The 15065-nt window shown below is 59.0% G+C and carries 15 protein-coding genes; 14 read left to right on the top strand and 1 reads right to left on the bottom strand.

All coding sequences use genetic code 11. The features are described 5' to 3' along the window. Positions 1-3 precede the first annotated feature (3 nt). The gene (locus GKG36_RS12720) at positions 4-438 is read left to right on the top strand and encodes a DUF3842 family protein (RefSeq protein ID WP_154261089.1); all 435 of its coding nucleotides are present in this window, start codon (positions 4-6) and stop codon (positions 436-438) included. Between the two features lie 307 nt (positions 439-745). Here GKG36_RS12720 and epsC read toward each other — a convergent pair whose 3' ends face one another. Continuing rightward, positions 746-1417: a serine O-acetyltransferase EpsC gene (epsC, locus tag GKG36_RS12715; RefSeq protein WP_097774358.1), complete on the bottom strand. Its 672-nt coding sequence runs from the start codon at positions 1415-1417 to the stop codon at positions 746-748. Between the two features lie 144 nt (positions 1418-1561). On the opposite strand from epsC, the gene GKG36_RS12710 reads away from it, so the two are divergent. From GKG36_RS12710 to GKG36_RS12650, 13 genes are all read left to right on the top strand, one after another. After that, the gene (locus tag GKG36_RS12710; protein WP_154261061.1) at positions 1562-1723 is read left to right on the top strand and encodes a hypothetical protein; all 162 of its coding nucleotides are present in this window, start codon (positions 1562-1564) and stop codon (positions 1721-1723) included. A gap of 189 nt (positions 1724-1912) precedes the next feature. Next, positions 1913-3103, top strand: a complete 1191-nt coding sequence (locus GKG36_RS12705) for a dihydroorotase (RefSeq protein WP_097774359.1) — start codon at positions 1913-1915, stop codon at positions 3101-3103. A gap of 57 nt (positions 3104-3160) precedes the next feature. After that, complete coding sequence (gene pyrF / locus GKG36_RS12700) at positions 3161-4027, top strand: orotidine-5'-phosphate decarboxylase (RefSeq protein WP_005944198.1); 867 nt, start codon at positions 3161-3163, stop codon at positions 4025-4027. Continuing rightward, on the top strand, positions 4008-4781 hold the full coding sequence (locus GKG36_RS12695; RefSeq protein ID WP_005944199.1) for a dihydroorotate dehydrogenase electron transfer subunit: 774 nt from the start codon (positions 4008-4010) through the stop codon (positions 4779-4781). The genes pyrF and GKG36_RS12695 overlap by 20 nt, the downstream gene beginning before the upstream one ends. Next, complete coding sequence (locus GKG36_RS12690) at positions 4781-5707, top strand: dihydroorotate dehydrogenase (protein ID WP_005944201.1); 927 nt, start codon at positions 4781-4783, stop codon at positions 5705-5707. The genes GKG36_RS12695 and GKG36_RS12690 overlap by 1 nt, the downstream gene beginning before the upstream one ends. A 133-nt stretch (positions 5708-5840) precedes the next feature. Then, positions 5841-6434, top strand: coding sequence for an orotate phosphoribosyltransferase (gene pyrE / locus GKG36_RS12685; protein WP_005944207.1), 594 nt, complete (start codon positions 5841-5843; stop codon positions 6432-6434). A 21-nt stretch (positions 6435-6455) separates the two neighbouring features. Beyond that, on the top strand, positions 6456-7565 hold the full coding sequence (locus GKG36_RS12680) for a carbamoyl phosphate synthase small subunit (protein ID WP_005944209.1): 1110 nt from the start codon (positions 6456-6458) through the stop codon (positions 7563-7565). Between the two features lies 1 nt (position 7566). Next, complete coding sequence (gene carB, locus GKG36_RS12675) at positions 7567-10818, top strand: carbamoyl-phosphate synthase large subunit (protein ID WP_154261059.1); 3252 nt, start codon at positions 7567-7569, stop codon at positions 10816-10818. 219 nt (positions 10819-11037) lie between these two features. Further along, positions 11038-11343, top strand: coding sequence for an HU family DNA-binding protein (locus GKG36_RS12670; RefSeq protein ID WP_005944215.1), 306 nt, complete (start codon positions 11038-11040; stop codon positions 11341-11343). A gap of 256 nt (positions 11344-11599) precedes the next feature. Continuing rightward, entirely contained in the window at positions 11600-12787 is a 1188-nt protein-coding gene (locus GKG36_RS12665; RefSeq protein ID WP_005944218.1) for a DEAD/DEAH box helicase, read from the top strand. A 216-nt stretch (positions 12788-13003) separates the two neighbouring features. Next, complete coding sequence (locus GKG36_RS12660; RefSeq protein WP_005944220.1) at positions 13004-13657, top strand: MerR family transcriptional regulator; 654 nt, start codon at positions 13004-13006, stop codon at positions 13655-13657. Continuing rightward, the gene (locus tag GKG36_RS12655; RefSeq protein WP_005944222.1) at positions 13638-13949 is read left to right on the top strand and encodes a heavy metal-binding domain-containing protein; all 312 of its coding nucleotides are present in this window, start codon (positions 13638-13640) and stop codon (positions 13947-13949) included. Before GKG36_RS12660 ends, GKG36_RS12655 begins: the two co-directional genes overlap by 20 nt. Next, complete coding sequence (locus GKG36_RS12650; protein ID WP_005944224.1) at positions 13946-14836, top strand: CPBP family intramembrane glutamic endopeptidase; 891 nt, start codon at positions 13946-13948, stop codon at positions 14834-14836. Before GKG36_RS12655 ends, GKG36_RS12650 begins: the two co-directional genes overlap by 4 nt. The last annotated feature ends 229 nt before the right edge of the window (positions 14837-15065 follow it).

Raw genomic sequence — 15065 nt, 5'->3', positions numbered from 1 at the left:
CCGATGAATGTGCTCGTCATCGACGGGCAGGGCGGGGGCCTTGGCAAACAGCTGGTGGCAGCCCTGAGCACGCAGTGTCCGGAGGCCCGGCTCACTGCGGTGGGCACCAACAGTCTGGCGGCAAACGCCATGCGCAAGGCCGGTGCCCCGCGTGCCGCCACCGGCGAGAACGCCGTGGTGGTGAACTGCCGCAGCGCGGATATCATCGTGGGGCCCATCGGCATCGTTATTGCGGATGCACTGCTGGGCGAGATCACCCCCGCCATGGCCACAGCCGTGTGCCAGAGCCGTGCGACGCGGGTGCTCATCCCGGTGAACCACTGCGAAAACTATATCGTGGGTGTGCCGGAGCAGCCTATCAGTGATCTGGTGGCCGCTGCGGTGCAGAAGGTGAAAGCTCTCTGCGCCGGGGAAGGCTGCGGAAAAAGAGTTTATTGAAAATGCCCTCCGCTTGCGTTCTGGACATCTTCAGCGGAAAAATATCTTATAATAGAGCAACAGCGGACAGCCTGCGGGCTGTCCGCTGTTGCATTTTCACGGAAAGGGTCCAAGAGGGAAACTTGATCTGTCTGTGCTTGTTTCCTGCGGAAACAGCCGCACAGCCGGGAAACAGGCCACTTCTTCATTGTGCCCGCTCCAGTGAAAAGGCAAGTCGGAAAATCCCGCAGGATTTTCCGACTTGCTTCTAAAAAATATAAATTCCTTGAATAATGCCCAGAGCGGAAGCGGAGGGCATTCTGAATCGTTACGACTTCTGTCGTGCGGCGATCTGCGCTGCCGTGGGCGGGGTGTCGCCCTGCGCAGCGTTTTCCAGCGCGCCGAGGCGGCGGTCCAGATCGGTCAGGCGCTGGGCTACGATATCCGGCAGATCCTGCTGGTCCAGATCGTCCGCCGGGTTCACGGCCTTGTTGTTGATGCGCACCACCTCGGCGGGCACGCCCACGGCGGTGCAGTTGGCGGGCAGATTGCGCAACACCACGCTGCCTGCGCCGATGCGGGAGTTGTCCCCGATATACACCGGGCCAAGGACCTTGGTGCCTGCACCGATCAGCACGTTGTTGCCCAGAGTGGGGTGGCGCTTGCCGGTGTCCTTGCCGGTGCCGCCCAGAGTGACACCGTGGTAGATGGTGCAGTTGTCCCCGATCTCACAGGTCTCACCGAACACGATGCCCATGCCGTGATCAATGAACAGGCATCTGCCGATGGTGGCACCGGGGTGGATCTCGATGCCGGTGCGGCGGCGTCCGTGCTGGCTGACCCAGCGGGCAAGGAAAAAGCGCTTATGCCGGTACAGCCAGTGCGCAATGCGGTGATACACCAGAATGTGAAAGCCCGGATACAGCAAAATGACCTCCAGCACGTTGCGTGCAGCGGGGTCCTTGCGCTGGATGTTCCGCGCGTCCTCCAACAAACCCATGGGAAAACCCTCTCTTTCCTGATTCCGATGAAGCTGCTCTGAATAAAAATCACGCCTCTGCCATGAAAACAGCCTCTGACTCTTTTGACCATATTATAATAGCACACCCGGACGGGAATGTACAGCAATATGCTAGGAATTGACATGGCTAACCCTGAATCTGGCGGGGAAAAACTGCTTTTGGGTAGAGTAGCTAAAATTCCGGGAGGGAAGCGGCAAACCTTTTTGCAACAAAATATATGCGGAAGCATTGACACATTTCGCGCTTCTATGCTAAAATATTATGAAAAGATTCCAGACTTATAAAAGGAGACAGCACCATGCAGAAAAGCGCGATGTGCACCAAACTGAACAAGCAGTTCGCATCCGGTTTTGCCGTGGGTTCGTTGTTTCCTTTTTTTGTGGAATGAGCTTTTCCCTTTGCGGGGAAAAGTTTTTTTTTGCCCGTAAGCCGGAAAGCCGAACCAGACAAACGCAAATCAGGAGGGAACTGCGATGCTGCTTGTAAATGCTGTAAACACCGAAGGAAGACCGCTTGAGATTTTTGTAAAGGACGGCAGGATCGCTGCTGTAGGTCAGGAGCTGGAGGCACTGGCCGGGGAGAACGAAACGGTCATTGATGCCGGCGGGCTGACCGTGCTGCCCGCCTTTGTGGACCTGCACTGCCACTGGCGCACCCCGGGCTTTGAGTACAAGGAGGACATCGAGACCGGCAGCCGCGCCGCAGCCGCCGGCGGTTACACCTTCGTGAACCTGATGCCCAACACAAAGCCGGTGTGCTCTTCTGCGGCACAGGCGTTCATGGTGGAGCAGAAGGCTGCCGAAGTAGGCCTGTGCGATGTAAACCAGACCGTCTCCATCACCGAGAACTTTGACGGTGTGAGCATCGACCACCTCAAGACCCTGCCTGCCGGTGTGAAGTTCATCACCGAGGATGGCCACGGCGTGCAGGACAATGCCACCATGGCAAAGGCTTTCGCTATCTGCACCCAGAAGGACATCACCGTGATGAGCCACGCCGAGGATATGGAGATCAGCCCGTGGGACTACCGTCTGGCTGAGGACATCGAGACGGTGCGCAACTGCTGGCTGAGCGAATACTACCAGACCAAGCTGCACATGTGCCACGTGTCCACCCGCGGTGCGCTGGATGCCATCCAGATGGCAAAGCTGCGGGGGGCACCCGTCACCTGCGAGGTGACCCCGCACCACCTGTGGTTCACCAATGATACCTGCGATTACCGTGTGAACCCGCCCATCCGCACCGCCGACGATGTGCAGGCGCTGGTGGACGGCATCCGCACCGGCATCGTGGATGCCATTGCAACCGACCACGCGCCCCATTCCGAAGAGGACAAGCTCAAGGGCATGGCCGGTATGGTGGGCAGTGAGACCGCTTTCGGCGTCTGCTACACCAAGCTCTGCAAGCAGGAAGGCCTGCCGCTGGAAGTGCTGGTGCACCTGATGAGCACCCGCCCGGCAGAAATTCTGGGCCTTGCCAAGGGCCAGCTGGAGCCGGGCTACGATGCCGACATGGTGCTGGTAGATCTGGATACCCCCTACACCGTGGACAAGGACAAGCTGCACTCCAAATCTCACAACACCCCGTTCGACGGCGCTGAGCTGTACGGCAAGGTGTGCGCCACCATCAAGGGCGGCAAGCTGACCTATCAGGCAGAGGATTGAAAAAACAATACTATATAAGATAAGAATCGATAAGAGAGCAAACAGGAGGAACCCACAATGACCAACATGGATAAGCTTTACGAAGCAGTGGAAGCCCGCGGCCCGGTGTGCGTAGGTCTGGATACCGATTTCAGCTACCTACCCGAGGATTTCGTGGACAGCACCCTGTCCCGCGGCGAAAACATCGTGCGCTTCAACAGGAAGCTCATCGACGCCACCAAGGCCGTGGCAGGCTGCTACAAGGTGCAGATCGCTTACTACGAGTCTCTGGGTCTTGAGGGCATGAAGGCCTACGCCGACACCCTGAAGGCTGTGCGTGAGGCCGGTGTGCCGGTGATCGCCGACATCAAGCGCGGCGACATTGCCAAGACCGCCGAGATGTACGCCATGGGTCACTTTACCGGTGATTTCGAGAGCGATTTCGTCACGCTGGCACCCTATATGGGTCTGGACTCCATCAGCCCCTACCTGCCCTACGCCGAAAAGCAGGGCAAGGGCATGTTCGTGCTCTGCCGCACCTCCAACGGCGGTGCCAAGGACTTTGAGTATGAGAAGCTGGCCGACGGCCGCCACGTCTACGATCTGGTGGGCGACAAGCTGAACGCTCTGGGCAAGGACTACATGGGCGAGCACGGCTACTCCTCCATCGGTCTGGTCATCGGCGGCACCCACATCGAGGAGGCCACCGAGATCCGTGCAAAGTATCAGGACAGCTTCTTCCTGATCCCCGGCTACGGCGCACAAGGCGGCAAGGCCGAGGACATTGCCCAGTACCTCACCAAGGGCAACGGCGGCGTGGTCAACTCCAGCCGCGGCATCCTGCTGGCCTATAAGAAGCAGCCGGGCACTGCCTTTGACGAAGCCGCTTACAACGAATGTGTGAATATGAAGGAGGCCATTGCTCATGCGTGCAGCCTGCTGTGAAGCCACTGTTCTGCGCAATGAGGTCATTGCCCCGGACATCCGCCTGCTGACGGTGGTCTGGCCGGACCGCGATCACGCACCCCACGCAGGCCAGTTCTTTACCCTGCGTGCATGGGGCGCAGACGAAGCCCCCTTCCTGTCCCGGCCCATCAGCGTGCACCGCTGGAACCCGGACAGCAGCACCATCGAGTTTCTGTATCAGGTGGTGGGCGAGGGCACTGAAAAGATCGCGCAGCTCAAAATGAAGGATACCTTCCAGCTCACCGGCCCTATGGGCAACGGCTTTGATGTGCCGGACATCCTGAGCAAGTACAAAAAGATCGCTGTGGTGGGCGGCGGCATCGGCACCGCGCCCATGTTCCAGCTCACCCGCGAGCTGGCAGCGGCAGGCGTGAAGCCGGATGTGTTCTTCGGCTTCCGGGATGCCCCCTACTGCATGGAGGAGTACCGCGAGATCGCAAATCTCGTCAAGGTGTCCACCGACACCGGCGCGGTGGGCTTCCACGGCTTTGTCACCCAGCTGTACGACCCCGCCGACTACGATGTGGTGCTGGTGTGCGGCCCCACGGTCATGATGAAGAATGCCGCCCGCCTGTGTGCGGAAAAAGGCACCCCCTGCTTTGTGAGCATGGAAAAGAAGATGGCCTGCGGCATTGGTGCCTGCCTTGGCTGCACCTGCGAGACCAGGGGCGGCGAGGGCAAGAGCGTGTGCAAGAACGGCCCGGTATTTGATGCAACGGAGGTGTTCTTCTGATGGCTGACCTGAAAACCAACCTGCTGGGCTTTGTGATGAACAGCCCGGTCATCGGCGCATCCGGCACTGTGGGCTACGGTGTGGAGTACGAAGAGCTGGCAGACTTTGCCAAGATCGGCGGCATCTCCGGCAAGGGCCTGACCCTGCACGGCCAGTACGGCAACAAGGGCGAGCGCCTGTGGGAGACCCCCTCCGGCCTCATCAACAGCATCGGCCTGCAGAACCCCGGCGTGCAGCACTTCATTGACGTGGAGCTGCCCGAGATGCTGGAACTGAAGCAGAAGTACGGCACGGTGGCCATTGCCAACCTTGGCGGCCACAGCGAGGAAGAGTATGTGGAAGGTGCCGCGATGCTGAGCGACAGCGCAGTGGACATCGTGGAGCTGAACATCTCCTGCCCCAACGTCAAGGTGGGTGGCATGGCCTACGGCGTCAAGGCCGAGGCTGCCGGTGAGGTGGTGCGCATGGTGCGCGCTGCCTGCAAAAAGCCCCTGATGGTCAAGCTGAGCCCGCAGGCCGAGAACATCCCTGAGATGTGCAAGGCCGTGGAAGCCGCCGGTGCGGATGCCATCAGCCTGACCAACACCTTCCAGGCCTGCGCCATCGATCTGGAAAAGCGCCGCCCGGTGTTCAACAACATCTTTGCGGGCCTGTCCGGCCCGGCGGTGCGGCCCATTGCCCTGCGCATGGTGTGGCAGGCCGTGGGCGCTGTGAACATCCCGGTGGTGGGTCTGGGCGGCATCGCCACGGGCCGTGACGCACTGGAGTTCATCATGGCCGGTGCTGCGGCGGTGCAGGTGGGTGCCGCAAACTTTGCCAACCCCCGCGCCATGGAGACCATTGCCGACGAGATGGCCGCATGGATGGACAAGAACGGCGTGAAAACGTTGGACGAGATCCGCGGATGTGCCCGGAATGCTGAATAATCCGATTGATATACCAGCAAAACGCTGATTTATACGCATAAAAACAAAACCACTGCATAAATTTGCAAATCACGCAAAAGCGTGGTACAATACCGTTCAAAAGACATTTTTATAAAAGAGAGGGAGAAGTACAATGAGTGAAGCACTTGAGATCCTGAAGAGCTGTGACGCGTTCCTGGAAGGCCACTTCCTGCTGTCCTCCGGCCGCCATTCCAGCGCATACTGCCAGATGGCTTATCTGCAGCAGTACCCCGACCGCTGCGCCGAGGTCATGAAGACCGTGGCAGATAAGGTCAAGGAAATGGACGTGGATGTGATCGTCGGCCCGGCCATGGGCGGCATCGTGTACGCCTACGAGCTGGCCCGCCAGACCGGCAAGCGCGCCATCTTCACCGAGCGCGTGGACAATGTGATGACCCTGAAGCGCTTCGCCATCCACCCGGGTGAGAAGTGCCTCATCGCTGAGGACGTGGTCACCACCGGTATCTCCTCTCTGGAGACCAAGCGCGTGATTGAAGAGAACGGCGGCATCTGCGTGGGCATCACCTGCGTGGTGGACCGCACCAAGCCCGAGGCTCCGTCTCCCATTCCCATCGTGGCAAGCGCCCTCAAGCTGGATCTGCCCAACTACGCACCGGAAGAGTGCCCCATCTGCAAGGAAGGCAAGCTGCCGCTGGTGCATCTGGGCAGCCGCAAGATGAAGCAGGAAGCAAAGCAGACCCTGTAATGTGTTGAAACGAGGAAAACTATGAACGCATATCTTCTTTTGGCAAATGGCATGGTCTTTGCCGGCCAGTCGGTGGGTGCCGAGGGCGTCACCGTGGGCGAGGTGGTCTTTGCCACCGGCATGGTGGGCTTTCAGGAGACCCTGACCGACCCCAGCTACTATGGCCAGATCATCACCCAGACCTACCCCCTTATCGGCAACTACGGCATGAATAAGGACGACATGGAGTCCGACCGCATCTGGGCCAAGGGCTACATCGTGCGCGAGGCCTGCACCACCCCCTCCAACTGGCGCTGCGAGGAAACGCTGGACAGCTTTTTGAAAAAGAACAACACCATCGGCATTGAGGGCATCGACACCCGCCACCTGACCCGCATCATCCGCGAGAGCGGTGTGATGAACGGTGCCATCCTGACCACCTTCGACCCCGCCGACCCGGCCAACAAGGCCGAGACCGAGGCTCTGCTGGCTCAGATCCGCGCCTACGCCGTCACCGATGCGGTGAAGAATGTTACCTGTGAAAAGCCCGAGGTGTTCAACCCGCAGGGCGAGACCCATATCGTGCTGATGCACTACGGCTGCAAGCGCAACATCGTGCGCTGCCTTGTCAAGCGCGGCTGCAAGGTGACGGTCATGCCCGCCTTTGCAACGGCAGAGGAGATCAAGGCCCTTGCTCCGGACGGCATCATGCTGTCCAATGGTCCCGGCGACCCGGCGGAACCCGTGGAGGTCATCGAGAACCTCAAGCACATCTTTGAGCTGAACATCCCCACCTTCGGCATCTGTCTGGGCCACCAGCTGAGTGCTCTGGCAGCCGGTGCCAAGACCATGAAGCTCAAATACGGCCACCGCGGTGCCAACCAGCCTGTGACCGACTTTGAGTCCGGCCGCACCTTCATCACCAGCCAGAACCACGGCTACGCTGTGGTGGGCGACGAGCTGCCCGCCGAGATGGGCGAGGTGGCACAGGTGAACGCCAACGATGGCACCTGTGAGGGCATCAAGTACAAGAAGTGGAACTGCTTTACCGTGCAGTTCCACCCGGAAGCAAACGGCGGCCCCAAGGATACCGAGTTTCTGTTCGACCGCTTCCTGAACAACGTCAAAGCAGCAAAAAAGGAGGCACGCTGAAATGCCGAAGGACCCTAGAATCAAGAAGGTGCTGGTCATTGGCTCCGGCCCCATCATCATTGGTCAGGCTGCGGAGTTCGACTACTCCGGCACGCAGGCCTGCCGCGCCCTGAAGGCAGAGGGCATCGAGACCGTTCTGCTGAACTCCAACCCCGCAACCATCATGACCGACCCGGATGTGGCCGACCATGTTTACATCGAGCCCATGACGCTGGAAGTCGTGGAGCGCATTCTGGACATCGAAAAGCCGGACTCCGTGCTGCCGAACCTCGGCGGTCAGATGGGCCTGAATCTGTCCATGGAGCTGGCCCGCTCCGGCTATCTGGACCGCACCGGCATCCGTCTGCTGGCCTGCAAGCCCGAGACCATCGACCGGGCCGAGGACCGCGAGCTGTTCAAGGAGACCATGGAAAAGCTGCACCAGCCCATCATCCCCTCTGAGGTGGTGGAAACGCTGCAGGACGCTCTGGCCTGTGCAGACCGCATTGGCTACCCGGTCATCGTGCGTCCGGCCTTTACCATGGGCGGCACCGGCGGCGGCATCTGCGAGAACAAGGCAAAGCTCATCGAGATCGGCACCAACGGCCTGCGCCTTTCCCCCATCCATCAGATCCTTGTGGAAAAGTGCATTGCCGGCTGGAAAGAGATCGAGTATGAGGTCATGCGCGACCACAAGGGCAACGTGATCACCGTGTGTAACATGGAGAACCTGGACCCTGTGGGCATCCACACCGGCGACTCGGTGGTCGTGGCTCCCTCCCAGACCCTGACCGACCACGAATACCAGATGCTGCGCACCGCTGCGCTGGATATCATCACCGAGCTGGGCATCGAGGGCGGCTGCAACTGCCAGTTTGCTCTGAAGCCGGACAGCTTTGATTATGCGGTCATCGAGGTCAACCCCCGTGTGTCCCGCTCTTCCGCACTGGCTTCCAAGGCCACCGGTTATCCCATTGCCAAGGTGGCTACCAAGATCGCCATTGGCTACACGCTGGACGAGATCACCAACGATGTCACCGGCAAGACCTGCGCCTGCTTTGAGCCCGCGCTGGACTACATCGTGGTCAAGTACCCGAAGTGGCCCTTTGATAAGTTCGTCTACGCCGACAAGTCTCTGGGCACCCAGATGATGGCCACCGGCGAGGTGATGAGCATTGGCAACAGCTTCGAGGCTGCCATGATGAAGGCAGTCTCCTCCATTGAGCTGGGTATGGACACCCTGACCCACAAGCCCTTTGAGGAGCTGACCGATGACGAGATCGTGGCCCACATGCATGTTCAGGATGCCGAACGCGTGTTCTGCGTGTACGAGGCTCTCAAGCGCGGCATCGACCACCAGACCATCTACCGCATCACCAAGATCGACTGGTGGTTCCTGGACAAGATGCAGCATCTGGCAGATCTGGAAAAGGGTCTTGCTAAGTGCAACGGCGTGCTGACCGAAGAGCAGTACAAGACTGCCAAGAAGTACGGCTTCCAGGATAAGACCATCAAGCGTCTGGCACAGGTGGACACCCTGCCTGTGGAGAACTACCGCGCCGGCTTCAAGATGGTGGATACCTGTGCTGCCGAGTTCTCGGCCAACACCCCCTATTTCTACTCCACCTACGACGGCGACAACGAAGCTGCTGAGTTCATTGCCGAGAAGGAAGCCGAAGCATCTGCCAAGGGCGAGCCTAGGAAAAAGAAGGTTCTGGTCTTTGGTTCCGGCCCCATCCGCATCGGTCAGGGCATCGAGTTCGACTACTGCTCGGTGCACTGCGTGTGGACCCTGAAGAAGCACGGCTGCGAAGCCATTCTGGTCAACAACAACCCCGAGACCGTCTCCACCGACTTTGATACCGGCGACCGTCTGTACTTTGACCCGCTGAACCCGGAGAGCGTGGACAACATCATTGCCACCGAGAAGCCGGATGCCTGCGTGGTGCAGTTCGGCGGCCAGACCGCCATCAAACTGGCAAAGCACATGGACGAGATCGGCCTGCCCATTCTGGGCACCCCGGCAGATGCCATCGATGAAGCAGAGGATCGTGAGCGCTTCGACGAGCTGCTGGAGCGCTGCAGGATCCCCCGCGCACCGGGCCGCACTGTCTTTAATCTGGACGAGGCTCTGGCTGCCGCCGACGAGATCGGCCTGCCGGTGCTGATGCGTCCCTCCTACGTGCTGGGCGGTCAGAACATGATCGTGGCCTACACCAAGGCGGACGTGATCGAGTACATGGGCGTTATCACCGAGCATGTGGACATGGATCACCCTGTGCTGCTGGATAAGTATATTCTGGGCACCGAGTGCGAAGTGGATGCCATCTGCGACGGCGAAAACTTCCTGATCCCCGGCATTATGGAGCAGGTGGAGCGCACCGGCGTGCACTCCGGCGACTCCATCTGTGTCTACCCGGCACAGCACCTGACTCAGGCCGAGATCGACACCATGGTGGATTACACCGGCCGCTTTGCCCGCGAGCTGCATGTCAACGGTCTGGTGAACGTGCAGTACGCAGTTTCCAACGGCAAGGTGTACGTCATTGAGGTGAACCCCCGTTCCTCCCGTACCGTGCCGTATATCTCCAAGGTCACCGGCGTGCCCATGGTGGATCTGGCAGTGCGCTGCTGTCTGGGCGAAAAGCTGGCAGATATGGGCTACGGCACCGGCCTGCACCCCAACGCACCTTATGTGGCCGTCAAGGTGCCTGTGTTCAGCTTTGAAAAGCTGCACGGTGTGGATACCCAGTTCGGCCCCGAGATGAAGTCCACCGGCGAAGTGCTGGGCATTGCCCCCAACTACCACGATGCCCTGCTCAAGGGCCTCATCGGCGCGGGCTACACCTTCAAGACCCCCGGTCCTGCAAGCTGCTGCATCTTCACCGTGAAGGACAGCGACAAGCCGGAGTTCGTGGATATCGCATGGAAGCTCAAGAGCATGGGCTACAAGCTGTACGGTACCTCCGGCACCTGCGCATGGCTCAACAAGCACATGGTGCCCTGCAACGAGGTACGCAATATGTCCGGCGAGTCGCCCAACATCGTGGACCTGCTGCAGAGCGGTCTGGTGGATTATGTGTTCTCTACCAGCGCTAAGGGCCGTGACCCCAAGCGCGACTCCGTCCGCCTGCGCCGCAAGGCTGTGGAGCTGAGCATCCCCTGCATCACCGCAGTGGATACCGCCAACGCTCTGGTGGACTGCCTGCGCAGTGATCACAGTCTGGAAAATATCCCGCTGGTGGATATTGCCACCCTGTATCACCGCAAATAATTACCTCACGAATTACCCGTAAAATGCTTTTTTGCAGCGCCCGCCAAAACAGCGGGCGCTGTATTTGTGAAGGACGGAGAGAGATTACATAAGTTCGTGCGCAATAAATGACGTTTTGTGCGCAATCTGTCGCAAACAGTGTGTGAATTATGTTATACTCAACAACGCAAAATTTGCCAAAAGACGTTACTTTTGGACACTCCAGGAGGATATAGATACATGACCCGTTCCCAGATGATCGAGACTGTGGCACGCAAGACCGGCTTCACCGAAGCACAGGTCGAGACCACGATGGATGCAATGTTTGACCAGATCGCCGACTGCCTGCGCGCAGACGAGAAGGTGACCATCGCAGGCTTTGGCCGTTTTGAGATGCGTCCCCGCAAGCCCAAGGCCTACACCAACCCCAAGACCAAGGTTTCCAGCCGTCTGGAGTCCACCTCCATCCCCGGCTTCAAGGCCAGCGGCCGCTTCAAGCAGAAGCTGGAAGCAGGCAAGGCTGCCAAGACTGAGGAAGCTGTCTGATCCTCAAATCAAATGCAAAGAGCTGTGCCCTCCACTCGGGGCGCAGCTCTTTTTGTTTGTAACTCCCTCAGTTTCGCATTTGCTCAACAGCTCCCTCGGAGAGGGAGCCTCGCCGTGCGGAAAAGTCTCCCTCTGGAAGGAAGGTGGCATCGCATTAGCGATGACGGAAGGAGTTCGTTAAGAACCTGCTGACAAGTGTGGCATTTCATGCTATACTGGGTTCAGAATATAAAATGACAAAGGAACGGAGAATCAGATGCTTTACAGTGAGTTGCAGTGCAGCGATGCCATCCACAAGGCCGTGGAGCGCATGGGCTTTGCCGAAATGACCGAAATTCAGGAAAAGACTATCCCCGTCATGATGGCGGGCTATGACGTGATCGCAAAAGCCCCCACCGGCACCGGCAAGACCTGTGCCTTCGGCATCCCGGTGGCGGAGCATATCTTACCGGAAAACAAGTATCCGCAGGCCGTGATCATGGCCCCCACCCGGGAGCTGGCCCAGCAGATCGCGCAGGAGCTGGAAGAGCTGACCTATTTTATGCCCGAAGTGCAGGTGGCCTGCGTGTACGGCGGTGCCAACATGGAAAAGCAGGCAAAGCGCCTTGCCGAGGGCTGCCAGATCGTGGTGGCAACGCCGGGCCGTCTGATGGACCACTACAAGCACCATTCCATTGATATCTCCCATGTGACCCAGATCGTGCTGGACGAGGCCGACGAAATGCTGAACATGGGCTTCTATAAGGATGTGCGGCATATCATTGAAATGATGAAGGCCCGCAAGTCCCTCTCCATGTTCTCGGCCACCATCAGCCGCGAGGTAATGGACATTGGCTGGCTGTACCAGCACAACGCCGAGGAGATCACCGTTCAGCCCAAGGAAGAAAGCCAGCCCAAGATCACCCAGTATATGCTGGAGACCTCCGGCCGCAACAAGCTTTCCGACCTTGCACAGATCATCATTGGTGAGAACTACAAGCGGGTGATGGTATTCTGCGATACCAAGTTCAACACTGCCACTCTGGCCAACCAGCTGGCACGGCTGGGCTTCTCGGTAGACTGCCTGCACGGCGACCTCTCCCAGAAGGAGCGCAACCAGATCATGCAGAACTTCCGGGACGGCAAGCTGGCCATTCTGGTAGCCACCGACGTTGCCGCCCGCGGCATCGATGTTTCGGATGTGGATGCCGTGATCAACTACGATGTGCCCAGTGAGAACGAACATTACACCCACCGCATCGGCCGCACCGGCCGTGCCAAAAAGGAGGGCGTGAGCTACCTGTTCTATGTGCCGGAGGAGAAAAAGCGGGTGCAGGAACTGCTGCGCTTGACCCGCAATACCGACCTGTGCACCCCGGTGCATTTTGACTTCAACCATGAGCACATTGTGGTGGAGAAAAAGCAGGACAGCGCCGACCGGTTCCAGATCAAGTGCTACTTCTGATAAAATAAGAACTCCTTCAGTCTCGCATTCGCTCGCCAGCTCCTTCAAGGAGGGAGCCTTTGGCAGTGCGGCAAAGTTTTATGTTTTGCCAAAGGCCCCATCTCCGAGGGGGCTGTCTGCGAAGCAGACTGGGGGAGCCTCACTTTTCTATTAAAATCTATTGACCTTCCCCTTTCTGGAAGGTGTAACATAGGCACGTAAGGAGGCACCGGAGCCATGAAGATCAACGAAGTGGAAGCCGCTGTGGGCGTGACCAAAAAGAACATCCGCTTTTACGAGGAGGAGGGGCTCATTACCCCCAGCCGCGAGCCAGGCAACGGCTACCGCAGCTACTCGCAGGCGGACGTGGAACGCCTGCGCCGCATCAAGCTGCTGCGCAAGCTGGATGTGCCGCTGGCCGAGATCCGGGAAATGCTGGAAGGGCAGAAGACGCTGGCCGAGGGAATGGCCCAGCAGCTGGAACGTCTGAGCACCCGCCGCAAGGATCTGGACGAAGCCATCGGCTTCTGTACCGTATTGGAAAAGGCTTCCGGAAACCTTGAAGAACTGGATGTGGAGCAGACGCTTGCGCGCCTTGCTGCACGGGAGGAACAGGGAGTGACCTTTGTGAACATTGAACGCACAGACCGAAAAGGCGAGCGCATCCGCGGTGCCTGTATCGGCGCTGCCCTTTTTGTGGCGCTGATGGCTTTTGTGATCGCAACGATGGCGTGGGCCTTTTACAGCGACCCGCAGGAAGCGCCGCCGCTGCCGCTGCTCATCGTATTGTTCGGCATCCCGGTGGGGTGCATTGTGGGCACGCTGAAGGTGTTGCTGGAACGCATTGAAGAGATCGGAAAGGGAGAAGAAGATGCTTATCGTAACTATTAACGAAGTGCCCGGCAAAAAGCTGGAAGCGCTGGGCGTGGTGCGCGGCAGCACGGTGCAGAGCCGCAATCTGGGCCACGATCTGATGGCGGGGTTCCGCACGCTGGTGGGCGGTGAAGTGACCGACTATGCGGATATGCTCACCGAAGCCCGGCAGATCGCCACAGGACGCATGGTCAAGGATGCAGAGGCCCTTGGTGCGGATGCAGTTGTAGGGATGCGCTACGCTTCCGCCAGCGTCATGCAGGGCGCAGCAGAGGTTATTGCTTATGGAACGGCGGTGAAGTTCGTATGACCACAAAAGAAAAGCAGGGCTTCGGCCTTTATTTCCTGTTAGCGTTTGGTCTGGCATGGCTGTGTCAGGTCGGCGGCTGCATGGCGCTGCTGCAAAAGCAGAATGCCGTGCTGTATCAGTTGGCGCTGGTCGCCACCATGCTCTGCCCGCTGCTGGCGGTGCTGCTGGTACAAAAGGTCTTTCTGCGCCAGCCCACCGGCATTGGCTGGAAGGTGCAGGGCAAGCGCCGCTACTGGCTGGCGGCGTGGTTCGGCCCGGCGTTATTTACGGTGCTGGCCGCAGTGCTCTATTTTGCGGTGTTCCCGCATCGACTGGACCTCTCCGGCAGCTGGCTGGCAGCGGCCTACGGCGGCGAGATGGACGCTCAGACCCTGCGCAGGGAGCTGGGCGTATCCAACCTCAGCTACATGCTGGAAACAGGTCTGTTCGCGGTCACGCTGGCTCCGGTCATCAATATGTTCGCAGCTTTGGGCGAGGAAGCCGGATGGCGCGGGTATATGATGCCTCACCTGAAGAAGCAGCTCGGCCTGCTCAACGGCCGCCTGCTGGGCGGCGTGATCTGGGGTGTCTGGCACTGGCCGCTGATGCTGCTGGTAGGCTACGAATACGGCACCAACTACTTGGGCGCGCCAGTGCTGGGCCTTTTCGTGTGGTGCATAGTCTGCTTTGCGCTCAATACCCTGTTGGACTGGCTCTATGAAAAGACTGGGTGCATCTGGGTGCCGTCCATTGCGCACGGCGCGTTCAATGCGGTGGCAGCGCTGTTTGTGGTTTTGACGAACCCGGCAGACAGCTATTACAATGTATTGGGTCCGGCACCCATTGGCCTGATCGGAATGCTGCCCATGCTGGCTGCTGCAGTCTGGCTGACCCTGCGAAGATCCTGAAAACCTGAATACTTCCGGGAGAGGACTCTTCCGCTTTTGCCGCCGCAGCTGCAATGCAGCTGCGGCGCAGTTTTTCCTGCGGCCTGCTGCTGTTTTGGGGTGCAAGCAAAAAAGAATGAAAAAAGTTGTCAAAAAGTGTTGACAAGGAGGCAGGGGTGTGGTATTATACTTGAGCGCCAAGCGCTGAGGCAAAAGAATGACTTCCGAAGCCTCAGCAGGAAGCCCTTGA

Source organism: Faecalibacterium sp. BIOML-A1, assembly GCF_009679715.1.
GTDB lineage: Bacteria > Bacillota > Clostridia > Oscillospirales > Ruminococcaceae > Faecalibacterium > Faecalibacterium taiwanense.
Note: the sequence above shows the minus strand (reverse complement) of the source record. Positions and strands in the feature narration are given on the sequence as shown.

What these genes read in the sequence shown, in the direction of transcription:
- epsC (WP_097774358.1), bottom strand. Translation starts at nt 1,417, where the DNA reads ATGGGTTTGTTGGAGGACGCGCGGAACATCCAGCGCAAGGACCCCGCT.
- GKG36_RS12710 (WP_154261061.1), top strand. Translation starts at nt 1,562, where the DNA reads ATGGCTAACCCTGAATCTGGCGGGGAAAAACTGCTTTTGGGTAGAGTA.
- GKG36_RS12650 (WP_005944224.1), top strand. Translation starts at nt 13,946, where the DNA reads ATGACCACAAAAGAAAAGCAGGGCTTCGGCCTTTATTTCCTGTTAGCG.
- GKG36_RS12680 (WP_005944209.1), top strand. Translation starts at nt 6,456, where the DNA reads ATGAACGCATATCTTCTTTTGGCAAATGGCATGGTCTTTGCCGGCCAG.
- GKG36_RS12690 (WP_005944201.1), top strand. Translation starts at nt 4,781, where the DNA reads ATGGCTGACCTGAAAACCAACCTGCTGGGCTTTGTGATGAACAGCCCG.
- GKG36_RS12720 (WP_154261089.1), top strand. Translation starts at nt 4, where the DNA reads ATGAATGTGCTCGTCATCGACGGGCAGGGCGGGGGCCTTGGCAAACAG.
- GKG36_RS12670 (WP_005944215.1), top strand. Translation starts at nt 11,038, where the DNA reads ATGACCCGTTCCCAGATGATCGAGACTGTGGCACGCAAGACCGGCTTC.
- pyrE (WP_005944207.1), top strand. Translation starts at nt 5,841, where the DNA reads ATGAGTGAAGCACTTGAGATCCTGAAGAGCTGTGACGCGTTCCTGGAA.
- GKG36_RS12655 (WP_005944222.1), top strand. Translation starts at nt 13,638, where the DNA reads ATGCTTATCGTAACTATTAACGAAGTGCCCGGCAAAAAGCTGGAAGCG.
- GKG36_RS12695 (WP_005944199.1), top strand. Translation starts at nt 4,008, where the DNA reads ATGCGTGCAGCCTGCTGTGAAGCCACTGTTCTGCGCAATGAGGTCATT.
- GKG36_RS12660 (WP_005944220.1), top strand. Translation starts at nt 13,004, where the DNA reads ATGAAGATCAACGAAGTGGAAGCCGCTGTGGGCGTGACCAAAAAGAAC.
- carB (WP_154261059.1), top strand. Translation starts at nt 7,567, where the DNA reads ATGCCGAAGGACCCTAGAATCAAGAAGGTGCTGGTCATTGGCTCCGGC.
- GKG36_RS12665 (WP_005944218.1), top strand. Translation starts at nt 11,600, where the DNA reads ATGCTTTACAGTGAGTTGCAGTGCAGCGATGCCATCCACAAGGCCGTG.
- GKG36_RS12705 (WP_097774359.1), top strand. Translation starts at nt 1,913, where the DNA reads ATGCTGCTTGTAAATGCTGTAAACACCGAAGGAAGACCGCTTGAGATT.
- pyrF (WP_005944198.1), top strand. Translation starts at nt 3,161, where the DNA reads ATGACCAACATGGATAAGCTTTACGAAGCAGTGGAAGCCCGCGGCCCG.